The sequence below is a fragment of the Curtobacterium sp. DN_7.5 genome, from assembly GCF_022655355.1.
In the GTDB taxonomy this organism is placed as follows: Bacteria; Actinomycetota; Actinomycetes; order Actinomycetales; family Microbacteriaceae; genus Curtobacterium; species Curtobacterium luteum.
Map to the genome: position 1 here is coordinate 3021378 of NZ_CP093378.1, position 25738 is coordinate 3047115.

The window sequence follows — 25738 nt, forward strand, 5'->3', positions numbered from 1 at the left end:
ATCAACCCGTCTCAGTGGCGGATCGACTATCGAGATACTGCTCGCATCAGGACAAGCAATCTGGCAGTAAAGCCGGACATCGACCTCGTGGCAGGGGCCTCGCGGCGCCGGTTCAAGACGCATTGGGTGCCGGCCGACAGGAGCGGCGGCACTTCTCGAGAAGAAGTGCCGCCGCTCTGTCGACGCCGGGCTTTGCTACCGCGTTAAGACGGCACTCGCCTCTTGAACACGACCCGACCGACGGCGAATCCGACCGTACAGATTGCTCCCACAATGAGCAGCGGTAGCCCCCAAGGCGCTCCTGCCACGACGAGCAGGATCGGCGCGAGAATCAGGCCGCTCACCCAAACGCTCGCCCAGAATCTTTTAACCTGCTGGGGATAAGGGGTGCCGTCTGTCATAAGTTAGCAGTTCCCGTCTGACGAGAGGTAGTAGATCCCGAATGCAGTGGACGTCACCCCCGTGAGGAACGACCCTCACGCCAAGCACTCCAGCTGCGATCGGGATCGTCAGGCTACCGGTGAAGGTCGACAGGACGAGCGCAGCGCCGGCGAGTGCGAAGGATGCGATGCCGGTTGCCAATCCCGTCGACGACCCACATGCTCGTGGCACCGTCAGTGGCCTGCAAGTCCAACGGCTGCCCCCCCCCCCCCCGTCACCGGCTCGCTGATCACGGTCGAGTCGCCGTCCTGCCTACGCGTTCTCACCAGGGCGTCGCGAACGTAAGCGACGAGCATTGAGAGCTGCGAGCACGCCGACCACCGCAGCTAGCCCGGAAAGCACGCATCCGATGATTATTTGATTGTGAACAATAAGCACCACACCGACAATGACCATCAGCAAACAAAGCAAGGCGGTAATCACACTGTGGATTAGCAGTCTTTTCGTCATATTAATCACAAACATCCCACCGCGAGAACGCCACCAGTGATGGTGCTGATTGCTCCGACGGTGAAGCTAATCCCTTCTACTGCTGCCGCTGCGCCCGCAGCGGCGCTCACCCCTCCTGTCACTGGAGCCGCCGCGGCTCCAGCAACGATACTTGCTGCCACAACGCCCGTCCCGAGCGCAACGACGCCGGCGATGGCAAGCACCGCGCCAAAGGTGGACGCGCCTGACTTACAAGCCCTCCCAGTCGGGTCGGACCCGTTGATGGGGTCGCATCCAACGAACGCGTAGCGATTGGCATTGTTTGGGTCGAGGGGCGCATCAAGGGTGTCCCGCTCGATCCATGTGCCGGTCGTGGCGGACAACCACCGGTACCCGAACTTCGTGATACCACTGTCGCTGTTGCTGGAGCGGAGGCCGGTCTTGTACCCGTACGGGTTCTGCTGCCACTGCGCGCTGGTCCCACCCTTGGTGACGGTCTCGGAACCGTAGGGGTCGTAGGACACCTGGTAGGCGATCTTGCCCGTGTCGGCGATCGACGTGGTCGGGTTCCCGATGCCGTCGAGGACGTAGACGCTGGTGACGTTGTCGCTGGTGCGGAGGTCGAGTGGCTGCCCGGTGACCGGGTCGGTCAGCACTGATGCGGTGCCGGTGCCGATCTGCTCGCGGGTAGCGATCACGGGAACACCGTTGGAGTCGGTGGTGCCATACGTGTAACCGTATTCCGCTCCCCCGTCCGTGGACTGCCAGAGCAGCTTGTTCATGTCCGCGCCGGCGTACTCGTAGCTGGTCTTCACCCCGTCCTTCGTGGACGAGGTCAGCTGCTGCGCCCCGTTGTACGTGTACGTTTCCCCCGGCGCCTTGGTGAGGTTGCCGGTCCCGTCGTACGTGTACCCGTCCGTGGTGATCTGCGAGACGGCGTTGTAGGTCAGCTTCTGGTCACTGATCACGGCACTGGTGGTCGCGTTGGTGGCCTTGGCTTCGGTGCGGTTGCCAGCGTCGTCGTACGTGAACGCCCAGTTCGTCGGGTGGGACTGCTGCAGGTTCGGTTGACTCGTTGATTTAGGCCGCGAGTGCGACCTGTGGGTTGATGATTGCTTCGTACTCGATGGGCGTCAACTTCCCGAGCCCGCGTTGCCGACGTTTCCGGTGGTAGGTGCCCTCGATCCAGTGCACGATCGCGAGGCGCAGCTGCTCCCGCGACGCCCACCGGCGCCGGTTGAGGACGTTCTTCTGCAGGAGCGCGAAGAAGGACTCCATCGCCGCGTTGTCCGCGCACGCGCCGACCCTGCCCATCGACCCCAGGAGCCCGGCGTCAGAGAGCGCCCGAACGAACCGTTTGGAACGAAATTGACTGCCCCTGTCCGAGTGGACGACCGTGCCGGACGGGTTCCGGCGCGAGATCGCCATTTGCAGCGCCGCAACCGCGAGGGAGGACCGCATCCGGGCGTCGATCGAGTAGCCGACGATGCGGCGGGAGCAGGCGTCCTTGACGGCGCAGAGATATAGCTTGCCCTCGGCCGTGTTGTGCTCGGTGATGTCGGTCAACCACAGCCGGTCCAGGTCCGGGGCGGTGAATGCCCGCCGGACCCGGTCATCGTGCACCGGCGGGCCCGCTTTCCGAGTCAGTCCCCGTTTCTTGGCATGCAATGACCAGAGCCGCTGCTGCGAGCACAACCGCCACACGCGTCGCTCCGAGACTCGGTGGCCGGCGGCGGCGAGGTCGTCGGCGATGAACCGGTACCCGAACGTCGGGTCGTCACGGTGCGCATCGACGGCGGCGTTGGTCAGGTGCGCGTTCTCCCAATCACGACGACTCACCGGGTCCTTTCGCCAGGCGTAGTACGCCTGCTTCGAGAAGCCCAGCACCCGGCAGGTCACCGCGACCGGGATCCGGTCGGCGGCGAGTTCACGGACCAGCGGGTACATCATTTTGGGAGGTGCGCTTGGGAGAGATACGCGGCGGCACGGCGGAGGATCTCGTTCTCCTGCTCTAGCAGCCGGTTCCGTTTCCGAAGCTCTCACAGCTCGACGTTCTCGGTCGTCGTGGTCCCAGACCGAACCCCGTCGTCGATGTCGGCTCGACGCAGCCAGTTCGTCACGGTCCCCTCGGAGATCCCGAAGTCCTTCGCGACCTGCGTCAACGGGATCTCACCCCGTCGCGCGACCGCGATCACGTCGCGTCGGAACTCCTCCGGATAAGGCTTGGCCATGATCGACATCCTTCCAGCGAGGACCACGTCCCCACAGGTCAGGAGTCAACCGAACCGACAGCAGTCCCGTCTCAGTCGTTGAGTAGTTGACCTCGCGAAACGGCGACCGAACCTGTCACGACGAGGCATCGTGAGGCGATGGCCGATCGGCCACCCCTTCCTCCGACAGAGCGATATTCGGTGAACGATCACTCATACCGTTCCGGTACGACCGCACTTGACCAGGGTTTTAGTTCCCGGCCCTCGTTTGGGTGACGCGTTGCGCAGGCTGCGCTGCTCCTACGCTGCGAGGACGAACAGCAATCCGTGCCGTTCACTCAAAGAGGGGGTCTCGTGCGACCAGTCCTGCACGCTCCGCGGATGAGGAAGCGCAGCCTGGCTGCCGCAGTCCTCGCCGCGGTCGCACTCATCGCATCACTCCTGGCGGCCACACCAGTGCATGCATTGAACGACACCGGGACGGGTGGCGTGTTCGTTCCCGCGACGGGCCGCATTCTCGACACGAAGACGGGCACCGGCGGCTTCAGTACGCCGATGGAAGCGGGCACGTATCGGACCATCAAGGTGACCGGTCTTGCAGGGCTGCCGACTGATGGTTCCGTGGGCGCGGTGTCGTTGAACGCAACGGTCGGATCCTCGAGCGGCGCCGGCACGTTGTTCGGTCGGCCCGATGCCAACTCGGGTCGGACGACGATGCTGATCTACAACGGCGTCTCCGGCCAGTACACCTCCAACAGCGCCACCATCGCAGTCGGTGCTGACGGCACGATCCAGGTAATGACCGAGACCAGTGCCCGGCTGATCCTAGACGTGCAGGGCTACTACACCGCGAACACGGACGGCACCGCCGCGGGCGGGTTCGTGCCGGTCGCGAAGCGCATCGTCGACACCCGCTCCGGCCTCGGAGCCACCAAGGCGACGATCGCCCCCGGGGGCAGCGTCGACGTACAGATCACCGGCTCCAACGGGGTCCCGTCCGGGGCGTCGGGTGTGGTGGTGAATCTCCTCGCCATCAACAGCACCAGCAGCGACGGCTACCTCACCCCCTACGCCACCGGTTCGACGAAGCCGCAGAACGCGCTGCACTACGCCCCGTCCATCACCACAGCGATGCAAGCGCAGGTGCCCCTGTCCTCGGACGGGAAGATCACCATCGCGAATGGCTCATCGACCGTGAACCTGGTCATCGACCTGCAGGGCTACTTCACCGCCGCCGGTACGAGTGGCGCGAACTTCACCCCCTCCTATGGGCGCGCATACGACTCCAGGGCGACCGGGAACACGGCACTGGCGAAGAGTGAAACCCGGTCCATTCAGATTGCCGGCAAGGGCGGCGTGCCTGTCATGGGCTCTGGGATCACCGCGGTGACGCTGACGCTGATCGTCTCCCACGCGGGCAGTGCTGGCTACGCCCAGGTGTACGCCGACGGAACTACCAATCCCGGCACGACCGCGATCAACTTCCAAGCCGACGACATCCGAACCAACACCATCACCGTTCCCCTCGGAGACAACGGCAAGATCGCGCTTCGTAACATCGCCGACGCGTCAAACTACATTGTAGATGTGCAGGGTTGGTATTCGAAGCTTGGACCCGCAACGATTTCTTGCCCAGACGCGACCGTTGGCTCCTGGCTCAAGTCGGTACCTAGCGACGGCATCGATTGCACCATTGTTGCGCGACCCGCTGACCACTCAGGTGAAACCGTCTCGTACATCCTCGACGACAACGACGAAGTCACCGCGAACCTCTCTGAAACTGCACCAACGAGCGTCTCGGTTCACGTTTCGGGAACGGCCGGGAATCACACGCTGGCTGTCTATCAAGACCAGTCTGATGGCATCGTTAGCTCTACTCAGTGGTTTGCCACGTTTGGTGACTGGACTACGGTCAACACATCGAACATGCCCGCAGACGGCGATAGTGTGTCGCTCAACCCAGAACTATCGGTTTGGACGGAGGATGTCGGACTCCCAAGCAATGCCGTCTACAACTACAAAGTGTGGCATGGCACTGATACCTCAGTAGCACCAATCACTACAAGTGGGGATCAGTACGGCGAATGGCCTATCCCCCAGGGAGTGCTCGTAAGCGGCGAGACTTACAGTTGGACCGCCACCGTAACTGCCGATATGGGCGGCCAGACAGGCGACTTCACTACACCGCCGTCCACGTTCCTGGCCGACAGCTCCGTAACTAATGATACGGGCAAGCCTGATGATGCGTCTTCTTACAGCACCGTCGACCAGGCTGATGCGAACGCGGCAAGTGACAGCGGGCGGGCACCTACTGTCTCCCTCGCGTCCTCCGTGGTCCGGCAGCCTAAGGTTGGCGACGTGGGCGGCTGGCGGTCGGCGCAGACCATGCAGCTTGCGTCCGTTCAAGGACCAAAGGGCGGCGGTCTGAGGTGTGACCATAAGTATCTTTACACTGCATACGAGGCCACCTTCTCGCTTCGAAGACTTTGCTCGTCGCCAAACATTACAGCTTGGGGTTTCCTTATTTCTGTTACTCAGTGCCAAGCCGCAATTGGTAACGCCACAGAAATAGGCCTGCAGTGGTGGGATCACACCACTAGACAGTCAAGTCAAAACGCTAAGCACTATGAGCATTGCACATACCATTTTCACGGATCAATCACGGGACCCACAGTGGGACACTACGTAAGTTATTATGACTATGTCTCATTCCCTGCCGTAAGAGGATTTGAGACTGGTACCGCATATGTAGACACGTGGGGGGCATTTACAATCACGAATAAGCATTACTAATGACCAAGATTTATGAACTGCAACCTCAAGCTGAAAGCGTACTAAAGCTCTTACTCAGCACTGAAGAGCGAGAGACTATGCAGCTCGAGTTCGCTGATTCGTCCGGCGCCCAATTGACGTCAACCTCAACGGTTGCGGACGGTGATCTTGTGCACGTTTTGTTTCCGGACGATTTGTTTATCTTCAATCTTTCTGCAGCGGAATCAGCACCTGCCTATGCCGAGAGGTTCCGCTCCGAACTAGCGGACTTCATTGCTACCAGCACTTTCGGGTGGGGTGAGAATCGCGATATTCGATAAACACACGGGGGCGGATTCGCCACATGGTGAATAACGAGATGACCCAGCACATCTCTTCTGGACAGCATCGATGGACATTTCTCGAACTCCGGCACTACACAAAGGTTGGATCTAGTACAGGCTGGGAGAGCCCGATTGAGCAGCCCGCTTCGTACTTCGGATTTCAAATTGAAGCGTTTGTGCAACGACGGCGGAGTCGATTATTATTCGACCAGGCAGCCTGATCGAGGATCATGAGAAAAATACACGCAGTAGTCGGCATCCAAGGGTGGGCCTTTCTTGGGTGTTAAATAGTGCTTTATCCATCAGCAGCAATTCTTTTTAAGGCTTGGGGTTGGCGTTTTCCGGGGTGGTTGTGGCTAATCATGATCGCCGTACCATTGATGAGCCTCGTGGCCGATTATCTCGCTCGATGCAATCGACCGCTTGGTCGAGCGAAGGAACGAATCGACGAGTTGGGGGGGATTGAGTGACTTTTGTCGCCTCGCCCGAATGATCTGCTCGGAGAGAAGTCAGCTGCCATGACTCTGCCGTATCGGTGAGAACGAGAACAGCCGACCACCTCGAGGGGTGGTCGGCTGTTGCGCGTGGGGGAGTGGCGTCAGTGTGCGGCGTCGTACGCGTCGCGGACAGCCTGGCTGATGCGGCCGCGGGAGGAGACATCGTGGCCGTTTGCGTTCGCCCACTCGCGGATCTTCGCGAGCTCCTCTGCGTTCCCGCGCTTCGGGGCACTGCCGCCGGTGGTTCGGCCCGACCGGCCACTCACCTTGCGAGCGGCAGCGACGTAGTCCGAGAACGCTTCGCGCAGCGCGTCGGCGTTGTCGTCGGTGAGGTCGATCTCATAGTTGCTACCGTCGAAACCGAAGGTAACCGTTTGGCCCTTGCCGTCTTCAATGGTGTCGCCGGTGAGGTCGTCGACGAGATGCGTGGTGACTTTCTGCGCCATTATTCAAGCTCCAATCAGGGTTACACGCATAGCTTGACACATCGGCGTGCATATGTCCGCATTGAGGCGTAGAGTGCTGCTACTCGTTGTTGTGGACGAACGCCCCGAATCCGGGAATCGTGAATTCAAGCATGCCACGATCGGCCGGCTGGATGAGTCCCTTATCAATCAGCCGAGCGCGGGGCGTGGAGAGTTGATTACTGCCCGTATGCAAAGCCTCCGCGATTGCGGATCGAGGCACAGGCCCGTCGCCGAGGTTCGCCATCGCGGTCAGCATGCGCCGCTCGGCGGGCGAGCACACGGCCCACCGTGCGCGGAACAGGGCATCGAGATCGGCTTGCATGGCGATATGGCCGCGCTCGACCGCGCCCACGTCGATAACGCCGCCTGGGTTGGGTCGTCCTGCGACTGTCCATGCGGCGTCAGCGATGAGTTGCACTGAATACGGGTACCCCTGCGCGATCTCGAGCGCCCGGTCCACGGCGCCCTGGCTCCAGTGCACGCCAAGGGCGCGGGCGGGTCCGATCAGGGCTAGTTCTTCCGCGTCCCGGTGCAGCGGTCCGAGGGGCCGATACGCGAGGCGCTCACTGAACGTGACGATGCTCGCAATGGTTTCGGGCGCGTTGGGCAGGCCCGCAGCGAAGACAGCGGCGGGCACGTCGACGCCCTCTGCTTGGAGGTGCTGCCACGCGTACACGAGGGTGCGGAGCCCGGCCGGGTCGGCGGACTGGATCTCGTCGATGAGGACCACTAAGGGCACCTCCGTGGTGGCGGCCTTGATGACGGCCTCGAGTGCCCGCGCTCCGGACTGGTCACCGTCGGCGTTGTTCGCGGGATGGAAGGTCCCGGTTGCGGTCGCGATGCCCGGAACCCCGACCGAGAGCTGCAGTGTCTCGATCCTGCTGCGCAACGCCGCACGAGTCTTGTCGCCAAACCCGTCCGTGACGCGCCGGAGCTCTGCCGCGATCTGCGTGACGAGCCCCTGCTCTTCGCCAGCGGTCACCCACACGGTTGTGGCCCCGCGGGCAGCAGCATGTCGCTGATACTCGCGGAGGAGGGACGTCTTCCCGAACCCACGGGCCGCGTGATCGACTCTGATCCGACCGACGAGCCGCCCGAGATCGATCAGCGTTGACAAGCGCTCGTCGACTTCCGCGAGCTGCTGGGCGCGACCTGGGACGGAGCGGGCGACCTCGCCTGGCGTGTAGGGGCTTGGCTGCATCAACATCCTCGATGGGTCGTTATGAAACGGTGCGTTCATAACAAAGTATCGCAGCTGGGCGGTAGCCCAGCCTCACACGCCCCTCGGTCTTAGCGTGCCGGGCGGATGCTCGGCACGCTGGTCGAATGTTGCAATGGCTTGTTGCAGAGTCTGTGCGGCCGGTCTGGGCGGCGCGATGCAAGTGGTGTCTGATGTCAACGCTCCCGACGGAGGCGGAAGATCGCGCGGGCGCTTCGAGGCTCCGCTGAGTGCGCAAGCGCTAGCTCTGCCGATGCCTCCGAGGACGACGGACACGGTGGCAGTTAGGTTGTTCATGCTCGCGTGAGCACCGGGGCATCGGGCGCTGGAGACCTCGAGGACAGATGGGACGATCAGTACGCGGCCGCGCACGTCTTGAGAACCCACTCGAGGAAGGCTCGGTAGTCCTCGTCGCTGGCAGCGGCTTGCAGTGCGACCGATCGGAGGAATCGCGGATCGGTGCCGACGTCGGACACCTTGCTCTCCGGCGGGAAGTTACGCAGAATCGTGACGGTTTCGTCCGCGGCCGCGGCGAACTTCTTCGCTCCCGCTGTAACCTGCGCGGACGCGTCCAAGACAGGGAGCAGCTCCCGGGTGGCTTCGGCCTGCGCGCGCCGTGCGGCGATGTCCTCGGCAACCGTGCCCCTGACCGCCCTAGCTGCCGCAGCGTTCGCAGCACAGAACGTGGCGACGCGGTCCTCGTCCGACGCTGCCGACGCTGCCGACGCCGTCGATGACGCAGCGGTGTCGGTCGATGGGATCGACGGTATGCGGGCCGTGGGACGGTCGGAGCTCGTCGCGGTCGGACCTTTGGTCGCGCCGGTCGTGGTGCACCCGGCCAGCGCCGCAACCAGGGCCACCGCGACAACGGTCGTCCAACGGGCCCGGGACGCCGTCATGTCAGGCCGCCGTTCCGCACTCGGCGCAGAACCGTGCGCCCTGGGCGAGGTCGGTGCCGCAGCCCGTGCACGCGCGGGCGGTCGTCAGAGGGGCGCCGCAGTCCGTGCAGAACTTCCCGCCGTGGGTCTGCGCGCCGCAGGCGGGACACCTCGGCTGCGCCTGCTGCCCGAGCGGGGTGCTGCCGACCAGGTCGACGGACTCGAGCCGCTGCTGCATCTGCGTGCGGCGGGCTTCCGCCTGGAGCCTGGCGAGCTCCTCGACGACGACGGGGGAGCAGCGGGCGCACTGTCCGACGTCGTTGTTCCAGCACCCGTCCCCGCAGACCCAGTCGCCGCATCCTCGACACTGGTGGAAGCGCGGCGCGATCTCGGCGGTCGCAGCGCGGAGCGCCTCGTCCTTCGCCGGGGAATTCGTCCCACGATCGAGGAGCCGGTCGGCCATGTAGCCGGCCTGGGCGAGCGGGCCACCGAGGAAGCCGCTCAGTCCCCGCGCGAGTTTCTGCCCCGTCGAACGGAGGTCTCGTCGGAAGGCGGAGCGGAAGCCGTTGCCGCAGCGTTCGCAGCGGAACTCGAACTGGTAGCCGTCCTCGTTGGAGAGGTCGGTGACGTTGTCGGTGAACGGGACGTGCTCGGTCATCGCGGTCCTTCATCGGTCGACGGATCGGTTCCGTGCGGAATCTGGTCGGACGGCCCGAGGATCGCTTCGACGATCGCGAGCACGTCGGCGTCGGCGGACGCGGACGCGTTCGCGGCGTCCATGAGCAGCAGGTTGTTGATGAGCATGCCGCGGCTCAGGAACGCGGCCGCCTCCGGGATGGTCGCGCCGGCAGCACGGATCGTCGCCGTGATCTCCTCGAAGAGCCGTCGTGCCTCGGCCGCGATCGCGGGTTCAGCCGGGGCTGCGGAGAACGCGTGCGCGTGGACGAGTACCGCCGCTAGATCCGACCGGACCAGTCGCACGTAGGCGGCTCCCAACGATGCCGGCACAAACGTCTCGCTGCCGTTCGCTGCTGCCCGGAAGGCCGCGACGATGCGGGAGCCGGCATGCGCGTGGGTGCGGAGGAACAGTTCACGCTTGGACCCGAACGTCTGAATGACGTAGGGCTGCGACACCCCCATCGAGGCTGCAACCTGCGCGGTAGTGGTGCCGAAGTAGCCGCGGGCAGCGAACGCCGTCATCGCCGCGTCGAGGAGTTCCTCGTTTCGTGCAGGGGGACGACGGGCACGCATCGCTGGCGATCCTCCCCAGTGCTATCGGACGATAACACTCTGGCAGAAGCCCTGCACCGTGTCGAGAGGGGCTTCCCCCGAAGTGGTTCACCAATGGTGGTTGCGTGCCCAGCGACGCTCTAACTGCTGGACGTCTGCTGCTGTGACGATGGTTGTCGAGTGCGCGGGTGACCAGGTGCTGGCGGTGACGACCGGCTGGATGGCGAAGCGCACGACAGCTGGGTGGTGCCAGAGGTCGGGGCAGGTCGCTGCCGCGACGAGGCGCATCAGCTCCTCTTGTACCGACCCGGTGAGCGAGGAGACCGCACTTTCCGCTGCCAGGTGCGCAAGCCCTGCGGTCTGAACTCTCGGGAGCGCGCCTGGGCGGCGTCCGAGCTTCAGGCGTGGGTAGCAGATGTCGTCGAAGACCGGAGGGAGCGGTGAAGCTTGCGTGCGTGCAAGGAGTCCGGCGAGGTATTCGGAAACGATTGAGCACCATACATGGGAGTCGGCGAGGGTTGCTACTGGGGTCGCGGATCCAACGACGCTGATCGCGCCACTTGTGATCCGTTCGACGAATGCTTCTCGGGCGTTACGGTCCCCTCGGGAGGCGGCCTGACTTGTGGTGGCGACCTGCAGGAAGAGTGTGTGCAGGCTCTCGTCAACGATCAGCGTTTCGTACCAGGTGGCACCGCGTCCGACAGCGTGCCCGGTTGAAGCGGCATCGGCGGGGTCGAGCACTCGTCGAGCCCCGCGAGTGGGTGTTGTGACGTCGCGGAAGCTCGCGTGAAAGCCGCCGAAGATGCCTTCGAGGTCCGCTTCGAGGGCCGCGAAGTCCGCGGTGGTACCGCACTTCGCGGCGCGGACAACCAGATCGTTCTGGTGTCCTGCGCCATGACAGAAGCAGTGGCAGCTTGCCTGTGCTGCGCTCTCGCAGGCCGAGTTGTGGATGTATTGAACGGCAGCCTTGCCGGGCATGGACGCTCCTGTGGCTATGGGGACGACTGGGGGCGTGCAGCGATCCTGGCAAGCGGGAGAGGCGGGGCTTAGACCGCACCTCCCGCTTGCCTGGCTTCTACTTCGCTGCCTGGACGGACCGGGTTTGGTCGTTCATCGCGCTGCCGACGTTCTTGCTGCTCGCGAGGTAGCCCAGGCTCGCGCCCTTGAAGTTGACCTTCTCCCAGATCTTCACGCGGCATCCGGAGTAGCCGGCGAAGGAGCTGACTCGGCCGTACCAGCCGGATCCGATGTCGCCGACGTTCCAGATGGTCGATCCGGAGCACGAGCCGGATGCGTCGATCTCCTTGACGCCGCCGCCGTAGTTGGCGTCGTCGTAGAGCTTGGCGACGACGTAGACGGCTGCCGCGGCGCGTGCGGCCTTGATCTGCGCCGTCGACGGGGCGGTCTGCGTCTCGATGACGGTGTACCCGGTCTCGTCGTAGACCGCGGCGTGCAGATCATCCCCGTGGTCGACGCATACTTCCTGCCCAGTGTCGGTCAGGAATGCGCAGTCCTGCACTGCGTCGCCGGCCGGATCGCTCGTCGCGGCGTTGGCTGCTGGCGCGGCTCCGAAGAGCGACACGGCGACGGCGACCGCTGCGAGGCCTGCTCCGAGCGCGTTTCGGCGCGCGGATGACGTGATCATTTTCTTCATTTGTTCATCTCCCCAGATGACGTGCCCGGCGTTGCGCTGGGCACCTGGAGGACACCCTGTCGGCGAAACTGTGGACCTGTCAAGAAAAAGGTTTGAGACGATTCGCGGCGGCCGGACAGTACGAGATGTGACCTTCGTATCCCGCTCCGAGCCGCCGCAGGCTCCCGTCGCCACCAGCGACGCGGAGCTGTTCCGGCGCGCCGCCACCGGCGACCGTGCGGCGTTCGGACTGATCTACGACCGTCACGTGCACACCGTCTACCGGTACGCGCTGAGCCTGCTCAGAGCCGTGCCCGAAGCCGAAGACCTCACGCAGGACGTGTTCATCACCGCATGGAAATCGGCAGGGAAGGTGCGACTCGTCGACGCGTCAGCGTTGCCGTGGCTGCTCGTCACCACACGCCGCAGCGGCGCGAACCGCAGCCGCGAACTCCAGAAACGTGCTGCCCTCCCGGACAGCGCTGCTGATCGTCTCGTCGACGAGCGTCTCTCCCCAGAGGACGCCGCCGAACGGGAAGAACTCCGATCCGCGATCACCGCTGCTGTCGCATCACTGTCCGAGGTCGACCAGCACCTCTACATGCTGTGCATCGACCACGGGATGTCCTACGCAGACGCCGCGAAACAACTCGGCGTCACCCATGGCGTCGTGCGCAACCGGCTGAGCCGACTGCGCACGACACTCCAAATCGCTCTCGCACCGACACGAGGTGAACCGTGAACACAGTCCTCCCGCCGACCGACAACCAGGTCGCAGCCATGCGTCAGCGCGTCATGACCGAGATCAGCACCGTCACCAGGCGTCGTCGCCGCCGCGGCGGACTGACGCTCGGCGCCGCACTCCTCGGCGCCGTCGCCCTGACCGGGGGAGCGTTCGCCGCCACCCAGGCCAGCGTCGAAGCCCGCAACAACACCGTCGAGTGCTACACGGCGGCGGACACCAGCGCCGTTCACGCCACCGCGACCATCGCGGACAACGACGCGAACACCAGCAGCACGCTGACACCGACGCAACAGCGGGTGCAGAACGCGATCGCGCAGTGCGAAGCGGGATGGAACGCCGTCCCGACCGACCCCGACGCACCAGCCTCGACGGCGGACGTGGCGCACCCGACCGCATGCCAGCTCGGCGACGGACGGCTGGCGGTCTTCCCGAACCAGGACGACGAGAGCAGCTCGTCGTTCTGCGCGGGACTCGAGCTCGCGGTGCCCTCGGCCTGACGGCACGGCGACAAGGGAACGGCACCCGCCGCCAACGGCTCTGGGGAGAGGACCAGCGGCGGGTGCCGGCAACCGACGCGTAACGCGAAACCGGCGCACTCAAGGCTTACACGACATCGACCCCAACAGCTCAAGGAGATGACATGCGCGACACCGTCACCCCGGAAGCACTCCACCTCCCACCAACACGAATGATCGACATCACCGACAGCTTTACTGCCCTCGACGTTTTCGACGCTCGAGACGGAAGCGTCGCAGTGAGCCGCGCTCTTGAACGTCGCGCCGCCCGGGTGCAGACCCAGCCGACGACGCGCGCGGCGAAGCAGTGACAGACGGCTTCGTCATCACATCGAGTGTCTTCGGCGTCCTCGGGACCCTCGGCGGAATCAGCGGCACAATCAGCGCCGTGCGCGCAACCAACGGTCGTCGCTACGTGGAACGCGGAACCGGAGCCGCGGATCTCCTCCGAGCTCTCGACAGCCTCGCTGCCCAAGATGCCGACGGATCGCGATTCGTCCTCCCAGAAAGCGACGTCAAGCTCAGATCCGAGCTGAGCCGCGTCGTCCGTGAAAGCGCCGCCGTGTACACGCAGCAGTACCCGACACCCGCCGGATTCGAAGGCGCGCGCATGCTCCTCCCCGCCTACGCCGTCCTCGCAGCGGTCGGCGCCGTGCTGAGTTTCATCGCCGCTCCGGCCGCAGCCGGATCGGACCGGGTCGGGCTGCTCGGAGCGGGAACGATCTACGCATTCGCCGCACTGACGTGCGCCGCGATCACTGCCTCCCTCTGGGAACGCATGGAACGCCGCAACCGGGCAAGGGAACTCTCCGCGACACCCGGCCGAGAGCGCTACTTCGAATCAATCCACTCGATCATCCAAACGATCCGCCAACGATCAGCGCGAAAACACACGAACTTCTAGCCTCCCGCTTCAGGCCGGCGAACATCCCGGTTACCGCCGATCACGCCAGCGACCATGATGACGAGCGGCTAGGGCTGTCCCGGTTCTCGAGTGAGCTCCTCAGCCTGGGCTCGGAGCGTGTCAATAATGTCGACGTGCTTGACAAGCCGGGTGATGAGTGGCCGGAAGTCGCCTGTGACGGCCCTGGACCAGGCGGCCGTGTTGTCTCGTTGTTTCGGAGGGAGAGGTTTCCATCCCACACCGCCATCGACGCGGGGAAGGGGCCAGACGGCATGGAGGAGTTCGTTGCGGGTACGGGCGTCCGCACGTGCAGCTGCGACTTCTGCGTGAAGGGCGTGGAGGAGTTCCGGAGGTGCAGAGCGCCGGGCAGGCATGCCCGCGCGCGTAATGCGGTCGAGCTCGTCGAGGACAGCGCCAGCGGGAAGTCCCGCCCACATGTCCTGCGGGTCGGCTCCGACAGTAGAAAGCAGCCCGTGAAGTTTGCTCTCGACGAGCGCTGACAGGAGCGCGACGCGGGCGATTGCGGCGGCAAACTCGTCAGGGATGGGGCCGCCGAACATCGTGTCGGGGACGCCCCACCGATCCGCTCCTGCGCTCACTGGATCACCTTCGCGGGTCCCACAGTCGTTCAGCCTCGCGCGCCGCTCGATCATCGGAGAACCCGAAGTCCGCTAATCGACGTGCTGTTGCCTGCCGTTCAGCTTCTTGCATCCCGCGCCGTCTGAGGACCATGAAGCCCAGCGCCAGCGCCACCCCGGCGAAGGCAGGTACCAACACGCTCGAAGCTTCCAGTACCGAGTAGCCCTCTCGCAGCATCGGCGCGTACAGAACCACCAGAAGTGTGAGGATCGCGAAGACAACGAATGTTGCCGGCAGCCCCTTCTGCGCGAAGCGGTTCCACCGCTGAGCCGCTACCCGGCGACGCTCCATCACGCGCGCCAAAGCACGTAACTCGTCGTCGCGATGCATTGCAATGTAGACAGAGGACACACTCGCCGCATCAAGCAGGGGCAGCGTTTCCTGCGCCTTCTTGATCGCCTCAACTCGTCGCCGCGGCCCTCGTTCGAGCACAAGGCCCGAGATACCTCGTCCTGCTGCAACAGCAACAGCCGCTACGGCCGACGACCCCACAAGGATGCCCGCGCCCCTGCCGACGACCTCCCAAATCGTGTCCCAGTCCATCACTCTCGGAGCGTAAGGCACTGCCGCTACCGCAATGCACCGACCCGCCCCGCGCCGAGGGTCGGGCCGCTAGCTCGGCAGCGAGATCAACCACCAAACTGACATAAGGTAAATTATCGGCTGGGCAAACACGCAGTGGATCTCGACCCACCGGTGCACGCCTCGTTCCCTGATCTGCAGCACTCCAGCCACTCAAGCGCCACCTCGCCATCCGTCTATTGGCGGACAGAGCTCGCGCTCGCGCGCGAGCTCCTCACGCCGTGCCGAACTACACCGGCGCCCATCCAGGCGCGTGCACCCCAGCACACCCCAATACGAGGGGCAGGACCACCAAGTCGTCGACCACTGGTCGCCAATAGCGCTTTCATACCGTATCGTACCGTTTTGACCCTTTTGTAACCGCGACAGGCCTCTACTGGCTCAAGCCGCGGACCGCCTCGCAGCCCGACCGCCCCAGGAGAAGTCATGGTTAGACCAAGCAAACGCGCCTCCTCACCGGCAGCAACAACGCCGCGTCGTCGCACCTTGCTGGCCGCTGCCGTGACTGCAGCCGTCGTGATCGCCGCATCCTCGACTCCAACCACCGCCACCGGGGCGTGGTTCACCGCGCAAAAGACGCAAAGCAACAACGCCCTCCAGGCTGCAGCCCTACAGCCAGTCACAGGCCTCTCCGCGACCGCGCGCAATGACGGAACGAACATTCGATGGGTTGACGCCCAAAAGCAAACCTGGGCCACAGCAAACCGTGTTACATCTGGCGTTACGTACACCGTCACTCGAACAACTAATGATCAATCTCCGACGGTGATCTATAGTGGCGCGGCCACTAGCGTGAGTGATGCTTACCCCCCAGTACGCTCAAGCACAACCGCCGCCTCGTCGTTCAGTGCCGGTGATAACGTAGCTGGATCGGTCCAAGATGGCTCAGTCTGGACATGGGGAACCGATCCCACGTACGGCGCGCTCGGGACGGCATCATCGTCGAACCCATATCCCGTCAAGGTCACTTTCCCTACCGCCACTACTGTGACTTCGCTGTCATACACCGACCGTACCGCTGTCGCAACCGGCAAGGATGGATCCGTGTGGCTGTGGGGCTCATGGAATCCCTCCTGCACTCAGGGCGATTCGCAAACGCCGAATACACCCATCCGCATCAGCACTCCATCGGGCCGGCAGATCGTTTCGGCCACGGTCGCCGATGCCTGCTCCGTCATACAACTCGCTTCCGATGGCACCGCATGGTACCTGCACGGGGGTAGTCTGACCCAGGTAGTCATTCCGGGTGGACGACGCGTAGCGCAGCTGACCAAAAGTGCGATTGTACTCGCTACGGACGGAACAGTCTGGGGTTGGGGATATGCGCACCGAGGCCGCTTAGCCGAGGGAACCACTGACAGTACGACGCTCATTCCTCCGACAAGCCCAGTACAGGCCATCCTTCCCGCCGGAACGTACGCCAAGCAGCTTTCATCCTTTCACTACAACACGGCAGTCCTATTGAATAACAATACGATTTGGGCAAGCGGTTACAATTCGTATGGGCAACTTGGGGCGAACTTGCCGAAGACAACCAGTGATAACACCGGCGCGTATGGCTACCTGCAACGGTTCCAAGCTCCAAGCAGTAAGACCTGGTCCTCAGTCTCGGTCGGTTCGTACAATATTGCAGCTATCGCTACTGATGGAAGCATTTATACGGCAGGAAACGGAGCATTCGGCCAACTTGGCAATGGCACTAATTCTGACACTTCGATTCCTGTAGCTGCCACAATCCCCGCCGACGTCCAATTCAAGGCTCTTGATCTCGGAACCCTGCAGACTTATTCCCCGGATCAGAACGGGACATATTGGGGATGGGGTATGAACCAGAATTTGCAGGGCAGCGCTGCAATCTTCGGAACCAACGACACCAATCGTGATCGCCAGTACTATCGGTCCCCGATGCTGGCAGCTACGAATCAAGTGTATAAGCCAAGCGCCACGGTCAGGTTTTGCGATAACGGGGGCACTCCCAACGACGCCGATTATTGCCCGCCGAGCGGAACTGTAAAATACCTCGTGCAGTACAAGTATCAGTCGTGGACGGCCGATACGAGCAGCGTGGCTGCTAGTGCTACTGCAACACAGACCGGTACAGCAGTGATCGGCGGCCCTGGATCAAGCAACATGTGCCTTACTATTTCGGACAATGGAAATGCAGACGGCACGCCAGTGGTCCTCGCGAGCTGTAATTCGTCCGCCTCCGCGCAGCAATGGTCAACTTGGTCCGACGGCACCTTCCGCGCCAACGGTAAGTGTCTCGACATGAAGGGCAATACCCCAGGCGTCGTTGTGCAGCTGTGGAACTGTAATGGACTCGGTTTCCAATGGTGGGTACCTCGAGACGACGGATCTTTCTTTAATCCTACTTCACAGCTCTGCTTGTCCGACCCGAGTGGTGCGGCAACAGCCGGGACTCAACTCCAGATTGCAACCTGCAATGGGTCCCCTTCGCAGCGGTGGAAGTTGACCTGAGTAGACATCGTAGTTTAAAAGACGTAGAGGCGAGCAGAGGCTCGTCTCTACGTCTTTTCCGGACGCGGATCAAGTATCTTTCCTCAATCAACCGAGTACCCTGCGACTTGTTTGGGAGCTTGAAGTAGCCTGCTTGGTCGGACAAGCTAAGTGCCTTCAAGCGCACGGTACCCGTCTGGCACCACCATGCCGCTTCCGCTCTGCAATCAGTTCTTACGCCGACAGTGGATCTTGCGAGGCGACGGGGCGCTGCACAACCCTTCCGCAGGACTGCAACGGGCCAACCCGAACCTGTTCAATGGACTTCAGGGGACCAGGGGCCCGGCACCGGTAACTGCCGCACACCGGACACTCAACTGAGGCGAGCTCCCGCTCCTCACGGTCGCGCCGACAGTTGGACAGGCGCGCCGAGCTTGTGCTCCTGACGGAAGATCGTTTTACTCGGCTGTGTCGTGCAGCTGATGCCGCCGACCCTCGGAGCTCGGTCGCTCTTTTGGACGTTGTTATCGACAACATTCCGCCGTCTTGGGGCGGCTCGAGACTCAGCGGAGGAAACGCACGCTGTCAGCAGAATTGGGCGGGGGCAGAGCCTTTGTACTGTGTGGTGGACCGCGGCCACTTGTCCTCCGCGAAGGCCAACACCGCCAGTCTGCCCAGGCGTAGCTGCTTCGTCCGCTGCGCAGATACGCACAAATCGCGGTCGTGGTCGTGATCGTGATCGTGATCGCGCGGGGCCGTGCAGCCCTCAGCCCGCGGTCATCAAGGGCAGACCTCTACGGAAGCGAGGCTGCTTCGATGTCCTCGCGGACACTAGCGGGCCCACCCACGATCCGTGGATGGGCCCGGCTGCTTGCCTCGATATCAGGTGGTCTGCGTCATCGTGAGGACTAGCCGATATCGCAGGGACGCACGCTGGTAGGTGTTATCGGCCGAGGTCGGAACTTGGATCTTGACCGCGAGCTTGATCGATTTGCCCGGCTTTAGCACGGTGAATTGCTGCTGCGGGCCGCCAGATAGCGGGCCACTGATCTTCGTGACGTTGGACGTGGTCACCTGCCACCGTGTGACGTTTCCGAGCTTCTTGGTGTCTGCGAGCGTGAACGACGAGAGGTAGAGCTTCATCGGCACTTTGCCGATGTTCGACACGGGCGCAGCTACGGTTGCCGTCGATCCAGGCATGACCTTCATCGCCTTGTTGTACGCGACGGCCTTGCCGTCGGGCCCGGTGACAACGACCGTTCCGACCTTAATTGGGTTCGTCTTGACCACGGGTACGGCTGCTTTCGCCGCTGCATACGCCGGCACGGATGCTCCGAGGATGAGCGCGCAGGCGCTCGAGATGGCGATGAAGGCCATCCCCTTCCGTCCTCGACGCTTCGTCCCAGGGAGTTGCACGAGGTCCGGTTCGCGGCGTGAACGTCGGAGGGACACCGCGCCGAGGGCGACCAAGGCCACCAACGCTAGCCCGACCATGAGCACTGGAAGGGCGTTCGCGGCTGCCCAGTGCAGCACCTCGTCGAGCAGTCCCGATGCCGGGTCTTGCCCCGGCTGCGCGGGAGGAACCATGCACACCAGTGAGCTCGCGGCCGAACAAGACATGTTTCCTCGCAGGATAAAAACGGTACAAAATGGTATTGACCCGGTTACTCTAGCTGCCCGTCAGCGTAGAACGTCCCCCCGTAAGGGGCATGCGGTGTCGAGCTCGCGGACGCGGGGATCTAGGGCCGTACGGGAGGCGAGCGCGTGTGGTCGGTCAGGGCCACGGCATATCACGTTGGTGCGTCTCGAAGCTCGAGGGAGTCGCCCCGCTGGAGATGCAGGGGTGGCACGGATCAGGCGACCACCCCTGCACCAGGCGACGGCTTGGCCCCATAGTTCGGCATCCAGGGGACAGAGGCTCACCGCCACCAGCAGCAGATTACCATTCTGTACCGTTTATTGCCATAACGACCCGCTTCGTGCATGCTGTTCCAAGCTGCCGGTGTGTGCAGCTCCTAGACAGAAGGAGAGACGTCTTGACGTCACCCCACACGAGTACCCGAGGGCGTCTCGTATCAGTTGGCGCCGCGATGACGCTGCTCACGATGAGCGCTGTGGTTACGGCCACTCCGGCGATGGCAGCACCGATCACGTGGCCGTCATCATTGACCATCGCGGGAGGGTCGTCGGTGCAGGGCATCACGATCCACGACGGCCTCCTATATGCCGCTGATCATGGAACGGGCCGCTTCACGACGACAACCCCCGGCGGGTCGACGAAGACGGTGCTGACCGTTGAGGGCGGTGAACCGGCGGCAGTGGCTGTCGACAGCAAGGGCGATGTGGCCTTCACCCTCGACAGCGATCCCACCGTGTACCAGGTCGCCGCGAGTGCCTTGCCGCTCACAGTCTCGGCCAGCAGCCTGTCCACCAACCCGAGCGTCCAGATCCGCTACCACCAGACTGGCACCGAGTACTTCTACGGCCTCGCCTTCGACGCGAGCGACAACCTCTACTTCGGCAAGTCCGTCAATCCGTCGGTGTACGAGCTTCCCGCTGGTCAGCAGTCGGTGGTCACCACCGTAGTAGGTCTCGAAGCCGGCGTCGACGGCATGGGATTCGCGCCCGATGGGTCGCTGTATTTCGCCACGGACGACGGGAACGTGCACAGCGCGACCAAGAGCCAGCTGCAGAGCAGCCTGCCGCTCTCTCCGGCGGACCTTCGGACTCAACCCGACGGTGATGCCTACATGGGGATCGCGTTCACGGGCACCAGGTTGGAGCATTACGAGTCCCTCGGCGGTGGCAACGTCGTCGCGCTCGCGAAGTTCGAGGGACCGTACACGCCGGGCACGGTCACCGTTGCCGGCACCGCGCGAGTCGGAGAGACGCTCACCGCGAAGCTGTCCGGATGGCCGAGTGACAGTGAGTACACGTATCAGTGGCTCCGGAACTCCCAAGCAATCTCTGGCGCAACGTCGAAGACCTACCAACTAACCGACGTGGAAATCGGCGCGCAGATCACGGTGTCGGTCACCGGCTCGGCGAACGGCGAGTCTGCAACGGTGACGAGCAATCCGGTTGGGCCAGTTGGGAGGGCGTTGCCGCTGTCTGCTCCGCTGTTCAACGGTCAGTCGGACGTCAGCCTGTCACGCACGGTGACTGCGGGCGAGCGCTTCAGCTTCACGGGCTTTGGGGCCACGGGGAACCCAGCTCCGACCTACACGGTCACTAGCGATGCCAACGCGGACCGCAGCCTCCCCACCGGTGTCACCTTCAAGAACGGAACGCTTTCGGGCGTGCTGACCGATATCGGCTCGCCTGAGATTGTGGTGACGGCGAAGAACTCGCAGGGTCAGGCGGTCGAGCGGATCGAGCTCATCGTCAATCCCGCGAAGCCGATCGGTTTGAAAGCGGTCGTGTCTCCGCAGCGGTGGGAGTCGAAGGACGAACCCGTGTGGGAGGTCGCGCCGGACGGTTCCGTCACGCAGTGGCTTACATCTGGGGAGAAGCCGGGCGCAACGATCACGGCCAAGCAGGGCTCGACGCTTGAAGTAGACGTCGTGAAGGTGGACAAGTACGGCAATCCCGTCACCTCGTTGCAGCGCGTGTCGGTGACGTCCAGCATCGCCACAGACACGGTGAAGGCGCTGAGCCAAGATGACGCGACCATCACGTTCAATCACGCAAGCCCGCACGTCATCACGATCCGGCAGGACGGTTTCGTGAACACCTTCACGATCCAGGTCTCACCGCAGACCGTCGCATCGCCTACCGCGACGCCGACCGCCACAGCGGCGGCGGACTCCCTCGCGTTCACTGGCGCGAACGTTGCTATGCCGATGGGAGTGGCGTTGGTCCTGTTCTTCATCGGTGGGATCTTGCTGATCTGGACCCACCTGCGGAAGCGCCGCATCGGTCGACACAACTAACCGCAATCGAGGCATGGGCGGCAGGGCGACGAGCTCTGCCGCCCATGCCCTGTGACGCAGGCCTAGTCGGCTCGACCAACACAACAAGCGGCGGCCGGGAGAGAATCTCTCCCGGCCGCCGTTTGCTGTCTAGTTGTACCGGTGAATGACTTCCGCTCCGCCTGGCATCCACTCCCCCTCTACGTACTGGCACCTTTGAATCTGCACGATAGGCAGGTCATCGAGTGGCGCCATGACATGCCCACGAAATGTGATGCGTGAGGGCGCTCGATATGCCTCTGTCAAAGCAAGTGCAGAGGGTTCCAAACTGAAGAGGCGATGCCGAACCGGTTCCCCCAGCAGCGGACTGCCGAGTATTTTCAGGTAGAACTTCGGCCGAGCAAAGAACGCCTCTGCTTCCGGAAGCGGTGCGGGATCGTGCTTGTAGGCAGCACTCCCCCACATGACCTCAGTGTCACCGATGCACAGGCTGAATTCGGTGGCGCTCTGCTGGTGCCGGATCGCGCCAATGCCGTGGAGCACGGGCTGGAGGTACATCTCCCGGTTTCCGAGCAGCGCCGGCATGCTGTCGGTGTAGACCGCGACGACGAAGTCGCCGACTGCCCCGCCAGGCGCTCGGCACTCGATGGCTTGTGCGACCTCGATGATGGGCTCGTCGCCGTACATGTCGTGGTATTGCGTGAGGTAGATGCTCGCGAGTGGGATGTCGGTGAGTTCGAGCGGCTCAGGGAGGAGCTTCCGCGCTCCGTGCTCGTCTGTGGCGTAGTCGATCCGCAGCACTGTCCGGCGATGCGCGATTGAACCACGCCCCGAGATCACGGGCACATTTGCCGGCGTCGTAAAGAGCCGAAGAACGTCGGAAGCCAACACGACGCCAGCATAAGCAGATTCATAGGGACGCCGTGTCCAGCTGTCCCCCACCCGCACTTCAGTGAAAAGAACGGTCTACCTACTGGGCTGCCTCAATACCACGTTTTGCTGACGCTCGCGGCCCCGGTGGTGCAGATTCTCCCGGCGTATTCGAGGTGCTCTGGATGTGCTCGAGCACTTCATCTCGAACAATAATCCATTTCGACCCGATGTGATAAGCCGGGAGGTCTCCGTTTTGGAGATATTCGTAAACCGTTTTGTTGTTCAGCCCCAATATTTCCGCGAGTTCTCTCGCCGAAAGGATTGGTGGATAGCCATCAAAAAGCTGCTCAAGGCGCGTTGACATATTGACTCCGTGGGTAACGGGTGGAAGAGCACACATTACTGCACTTTGGTGCGGATACACCCTGAGTGGCACGATCCCCCGCGCAGTGGTGCGTTCTACGGCCCCCTACGACCCCTTTACGGGGGTGACCATGAACGGTTTACCCCCCGGTTTGGGCAGTTCTATTCCGTTTTGTCCCGTTTGGTCATACAGTTGTTCACGTACCACTGACGAGCAGACGCGTCCGTGGGCGCGGCAGCGGGGACCGCATCTCCGCCGTCGCGGGGCACGAGCCCTACACAGCTGACGGTTCCTCCGCGGGTAACGGGTGGGCCGCCAGGCGGCGCGGGTCCTCCCGTTCCGCATATGCGGTGCCGTCTCGATTCGGGTTCGGGGCGGCACCGCGTTCCCCCTTGCTCCGCACCCGAACCCGTCACATCCCAACCCTGAAAGTGCAGGACCCACCCGTGAACAGCACCGCCACCAAGTCCAAGCTGTCGAAGAAGAAGATCCTCGTCGCATCCGTCGCCCTGCTCAGCATCGGCTTCGGTGGCACCATCGCCACCGGCGCCTGGTTCACCGACAGCAAGACCGTTGCCGCGAACCAGCTCACCGCCGGCACCGTCATCCTCGGCAACCTCGCCGACGACGCCACCTCGACCACGCCGCTGAACTTCACCAACGTCATCCCCGTCGCGGCGTCGGATGTCGCCACGAAGGCACAGACGTTCAACATCAACGTCCGCAACGTCGGCACGGCCGACATCGACTGGACCGCGAAGCTCACCCCGGACGTCTCCACGGCTGCCAGCACCGCCTTCGCGAAGCAGGTCTTCGTGCAGGCATCCACCGACGGTGGCTCGACGTGGTCCACCGCGCAGAGCATCTCCGACTTCAGCGGCAACACCATCGCGAGCACCTCCAAGATCGTCGCGAACGGCTCGTCCGTCATTCAGCTCCGCGCATGGCTGCCCTCGACCACGGACAACACCGCCCAGGGCCAGACGCTCAAGTTCACCCTCGAGGTCGACGCCATCCAGGCCGGCGTCCCGCGCTCCTAACCCTCCCCACGGCACGCGGCGCCGACTTCATCGTCGGCGCCGCGTGCCGTTCCCACATCACCGCGAGCCTCGCACCACGCTCCCCGCCCCGTTTTGTCGGCTGCACCCGAAGGCAGAAGATGCGTTTCCTCTCCTATACACGCTGGTTTGTCGTCGCACTCATCGTCGCGACGTTGCTGACACCGACAGCGATCGCACTCCTCAGCGGCGCGAAGCTCGTCGTGGTGGACGGCAAATCAATGGTCCCGACCTACCAGTACGGCGACATCATCCTCATCGAACCCGCGACCAAGCAGGACTTCGCCCCCGGGCACGTCGTCTCGGTCCAACGGGCAGACGGATCGATCTACACGCACCGCATCAAGTCCGTGCACGACGGCACCGCTGTCCTTAAAGGTGACGGCAACAAGGTCGCCGACCCCGACACCGTCACCTTCAACGAAGTGATCGGCGCAGTCCACGGGCACATCGCACAGCCCCTCGCAACGGTCGTCGCGTTCGTCCAGTCGTGGCCGGCACGCATCTGCCTCGGCGTAACCGCTCTGGCATTGATCATGTTCCCCATCGAATCCCTGCGCAGGGAGCGTCCCTCCCGCAGTGCAGACACGCCGACGTTCCCGGGCCGCCACGAAGCACCCGACGACACTGCGGACGACGGCGAAGCACTCGACGAGCTGACGAGCTGGGTCGACGACCCGTCGACCCTCCTCGATCAACAGCCAAGCGGAGCGCACCTCGCGAGGCACCGCCACGAGCAGGGACGGATCGCGCAATGAGCGACTCCACGCCGCTCCCCCGTGACCGAGCCGATCGAGATGTCTTCGCGAGCAGTTCCTCGTCGTACACCTGGGCTGCTGGCGAGGAACGCTACATCCCCCGGCTGTGGGGGAAGGGCTACTGGTGCACCATCACGGAAGTCGACCGAGTGCATGTAAAGTTCGACGGCCCCTGGGGGCCCGGCGCCATCTCACACGACCTGCTCACGGTCCTGGACCGTGTGATGCAGGAGCGCCGTGCACGGGCAGCGTCTCGTCCCCGCCCGTAGCCGCTCGCTGCCCAACGTCCCCCAGCTGTGAAGATGTCAACGACGAGGTTCGCCTCTGCATGTACGGCGATCGTGCCTCCGCGATGGGCCGTGAAGCAGTGGCAGAAAGTGGCCGAGCAGATCACCGGCGCGATCACAGCTCGTTCACTCGAGGTTGGTGAAGAGCTGCCTTCGCTGCGGGATGCCGCGGCGGCACTTGGCGTCAGCATCAACACGATCGTGCTGGCGTACCACGTCCTCTCCGATACTGGTGTTCTCCTGCGGTCACCGCACCGCCACTACGCCGTCGCCCAGCCGCTTCGGTACTGCGACTTCTTCGTCCCAAGAGGGCACGTGTCGGACGGGCCTTCGCGTTTTGGGTGGCACGCTGGCGGTCTTGTCCTTGAGGACACCGCCCCGCCCACCCAATGGTGACCATGTGCCGGCAAGAGTCTGCCCACACGAACGCCAGCCGACAGATCCGCGGGGCGGTGACCTGAAGTGCGATTCTCGGCCGCGCTGATTTTCCTCGTCGCTGTCACGTCGGTAGCTGGCGTAGCGCTCACTATCGCGAGCGAGAGCAGG

24 protein-coding genes and 1 pseudogene are annotated in these 25738 nt (G+C 63.5%); 12 read left to right on the top strand and 13 right to left on the bottom strand.

Annotated features, from left to right (window positions below):
* Positions 1 to 896: 896 nt before the first annotated feature.
* Together MON03_RS14030 and MON03_RS14035 are read right to left on the bottom strand one after the other, a co-directional pair.
* Positions 897 to 1931, bottom strand: a complete 1035-nt coding sequence (locus tag MON03_RS14030) for an RHS repeat-associated core domain-containing protein (RefSeq protein ID WP_502798700.1) — start codon at positions 1929 to 1931, stop codon at positions 897 to 899.
* Positions 1932 to 1950: 19 nt separating this feature from the next.
* A pseudogene (locus MON03_RS14035) lies at positions 1951 to 3101 on the bottom strand (IS3 family transposase).
* A gap of 360 nt (positions 3102 to 3461) precedes the next feature.
* Between MON03_RS14035 and MON03_RS14040 the strand changes: the two are divergent.
* Both MON03_RS14040 and MON03_RS14045 read left to right on the top strand, forming a co-directional pair.
* Positions 3462 to 5873 carry a hypothetical protein gene (locus tag MON03_RS14040; protein WP_148286029.1) on the top strand — a complete coding sequence of 804 codons (2412 nt, stop codon included), beginning with the start codon at positions 3462 to 3464 and terminating at the stop codon, positions 5871 to 5873.
* Positions 5873 to 6172 (top strand): hypothetical protein, encoded by a 300-nt coding sequence (locus MON03_RS14045; RefSeq protein ID WP_148286028.1) that lies wholly within the window; start codon positions 5873 to 5875, stop codon positions 6170 to 6172. Before MON03_RS14040 ends, MON03_RS14045 begins: the two co-directional genes overlap by 1 nt.
* Before the next feature lie 601 nt (positions 6173 to 6773).
* Here the strand turns inward: MON03_RS14045 and MON03_RS14050 are convergent.
* From MON03_RS14050 to MON03_RS14080, 7 genes are all read right to left on the bottom strand, one after another.
* Positions 6774 to 7118 (bottom strand): histone-like nucleoid-structuring protein Lsr2, encoded by a 345-nt coding sequence (locus tag MON03_RS14050; RefSeq protein ID WP_022902178.1) that lies wholly within the window; start codon positions 7116 to 7118, stop codon positions 6774 to 6776.
* Positions 7119 to 7197: 79 nt separating this feature from the next.
* Positions 7198 to 8340 (bottom strand): ATP-binding protein, encoded by a 1143-nt coding sequence (locus tag MON03_RS14055; protein ID WP_031272284.1) that lies wholly within the window; start codon positions 8338 to 8340, stop codon positions 7198 to 7200.
* Between the two features lie 371 nt (positions 8341 to 8711).
* A complete protein-coding gene (locus MON03_RS14060; RefSeq protein ID WP_242089046.1) occupies positions 8712 to 9218 on the bottom strand; it encodes a hypothetical protein in 507 nt (168 codons plus the stop codon).
* Between the two features lie 40 nt (positions 9219 to 9258).
* Positions 9259 to 9894: a zinc ribbon domain-containing protein gene (locus MON03_RS14065; protein ID WP_175327307.1), complete on the bottom strand. Its 636-nt coding sequence runs from the start codon at positions 9892 to 9894 to the stop codon at positions 9259 to 9261.
* Positions 9891 to 10487, bottom strand: a complete 597-nt coding sequence (locus MON03_RS14070) for a TetR/AcrR family transcriptional regulator (protein ID WP_242089047.1) — start codon at positions 10485 to 10487, stop codon at positions 9891 to 9893. Before MON03_RS14070 ends, MON03_RS14065 begins: the two co-directional genes overlap by 4 nt.
* Positions 10488 to 10574: 87 nt before the next feature.
* Complete coding sequence (locus MON03_RS14075) at positions 10575 to 11444, bottom strand: hypothetical protein (protein WP_175327306.1); 870 nt, start codon at positions 11442 to 11444, stop codon at positions 10575 to 10577.
* 97 nt (positions 11445 to 11541) lie between these two features.
* Positions 11542 to 12111 (bottom strand): hypothetical protein, encoded by a 570-nt coding sequence (locus MON03_RS14080; RefSeq protein ID WP_175327305.1) that lies wholly within the window; start codon positions 12109 to 12111, stop codon positions 11542 to 11544.
* A gap of 136 nt (positions 12112 to 12247) precedes the next feature.
* Between MON03_RS14080 and MON03_RS14085 the strand changes: the two genes are divergently transcribed.
* From MON03_RS14085 to MON03_RS14105, 5 genes are all read left to right on the top strand, one after another.
* Positions 12248 to 12841 (top strand): RNA polymerase sigma factor, encoded by a 594-nt coding sequence (locus MON03_RS14085; protein ID WP_242089049.1) that lies wholly within the window; start codon positions 12248 to 12250, stop codon positions 12839 to 12841.
* Complete coding sequence (locus MON03_RS14090) at positions 12838 to 13341, top strand: hypothetical protein (protein ID WP_175327303.1); 504 nt, start codon at positions 12838 to 12840, stop codon at positions 13339 to 13341. Before MON03_RS14085 ends, MON03_RS14090 begins: the two co-directional genes overlap by 4 nt.
* A 143-nt stretch (positions 13342 to 13484) precedes the next feature.
* Positions 13485 to 13670 carry a hypothetical protein gene (locus tag MON03_RS14095; RefSeq protein ID WP_175327302.1) on the top strand — a complete coding sequence of 62 codons (186 nt, stop codon included), beginning with the start codon at positions 13485 to 13487 and terminating at the stop codon, positions 13668 to 13670.
* Positions 13671 to 13747: 77 nt separating this feature from the next.
* On the top strand, positions 13748 to 14263 hold the full coding sequence (locus tag MON03_RS14100) for a hypothetical protein (RefSeq protein ID WP_242089051.1): 516 nt from the start codon (positions 13748 to 13750) through the stop codon (positions 14261 to 14263).
* A gap of 134 nt (positions 14264 to 14397) precedes the next feature.
* Positions 14398 to 14763 (top strand): hypothetical protein, encoded by a 366-nt coding sequence (locus MON03_RS14105; RefSeq protein ID WP_242089052.1) that lies wholly within the window; start codon positions 14398 to 14400, stop codon positions 14761 to 14763.
* A gap of 103 nt (positions 14764 to 14866) precedes the next feature.
* Here the strand turns inward: MON03_RS14105 and MON03_RS14110 are convergent, their stop codons facing one another.
* The gene (locus MON03_RS14110) at positions 14867 to 15448 is read right to left on the bottom strand and encodes a hypothetical protein (RefSeq protein WP_175327299.1); all 582 of its coding nucleotides are present in this window, start codon (positions 15446 to 15448) and stop codon (positions 14867 to 14869) included.
* 1080 nt (positions 15449 to 16528) lie between these two features.
* Here MON03_RS14110 and MON03_RS14115 point away from each other — a divergent pair.
* Positions 16529 to 17962, top strand: coding sequence for a ricin-type beta-trefoil lectin domain protein (locus MON03_RS14115; protein WP_242089054.1), 1434 nt, complete (start codon positions 16529 to 16531; stop codon positions 17960 to 17962).
* A gap of 861 nt (positions 17963 to 18823) precedes the next feature.
* Here MON03_RS14115 and MON03_RS14120 read toward each other — a convergent pair.
* Positions 18824 to 19318, bottom strand: a complete 495-nt coding sequence (locus MON03_RS14120; protein ID WP_175327297.1) for a hypothetical protein — start codon at positions 19316 to 19318, stop codon at positions 18824 to 18826.
* Between the two features lie 713 nt (positions 19319 to 20031).
* On the opposite strand from MON03_RS14120, the gene MON03_RS14125 reads away from it, so the two are divergent.
* Positions 20032 to 21873 (top strand): NHL repeat-containing protein, encoded by a 1842-nt coding sequence (locus tag MON03_RS14125; RefSeq protein WP_242089056.1) that lies wholly within the window; start codon positions 20032 to 20034, stop codon positions 21871 to 21873.
* 129 nt (positions 21874 to 22002) lie between these two features.
* On the opposite strand, the gene MON03_RS14130 is transcribed toward MON03_RS14125, so the two are convergent.
* Together MON03_RS14130 and MON03_RS17445 are read right to left on the bottom strand one after the other, a co-directional pair.
* On the bottom strand, positions 22003 to 22743 hold the full coding sequence (locus MON03_RS14130; RefSeq protein ID WP_242089058.1) for an acetoacetate decarboxylase family protein: 741 nt from the start codon (positions 22741 to 22743) through the stop codon (positions 22003 to 22005).
* Between the two features lie 79 nt (positions 22744 to 22822).
* Complete coding sequence (locus MON03_RS17445; RefSeq protein ID WP_350355056.1) at positions 22823 to 23125, bottom strand: helix-turn-helix domain-containing protein; 303 nt, start codon at positions 23123 to 23125, stop codon at positions 22823 to 22825.
* 410 nt (positions 23126 to 23535) lie between these two features.
* Between MON03_RS17445 and MON03_RS14135 the strand changes: the two genes are divergently transcribed.
* The 3 genes from MON03_RS14135 (at position 23536) to MON03_RS14145 (ending at position 25588) form a co-directional block, all read left to right on the top strand.
* Positions 23536 to 24129, top strand: coding sequence for a hypothetical protein (locus MON03_RS14135; protein ID WP_175327244.1), 594 nt, complete (start codon positions 23536 to 23538; stop codon positions 24127 to 24129).
* 119 nt (positions 24130 to 24248) lie between these two features.
* Complete coding sequence (locus MON03_RS14140; RefSeq protein ID WP_022904109.1) at positions 24249 to 24905, top strand: signal peptidase I; 657 nt, start codon at positions 24249 to 24251, stop codon at positions 24903 to 24905.
* 359 nt (positions 24906 to 25264) lie between these two features.
* Entirely contained in the window at positions 25265 to 25588 is a 324-nt protein-coding gene (locus tag MON03_RS14145; RefSeq protein WP_242089060.1) for a GntR family transcriptional regulator, read from the top strand.
* Positions 25589 to 25738 lie beyond the last annotated feature (150 nt).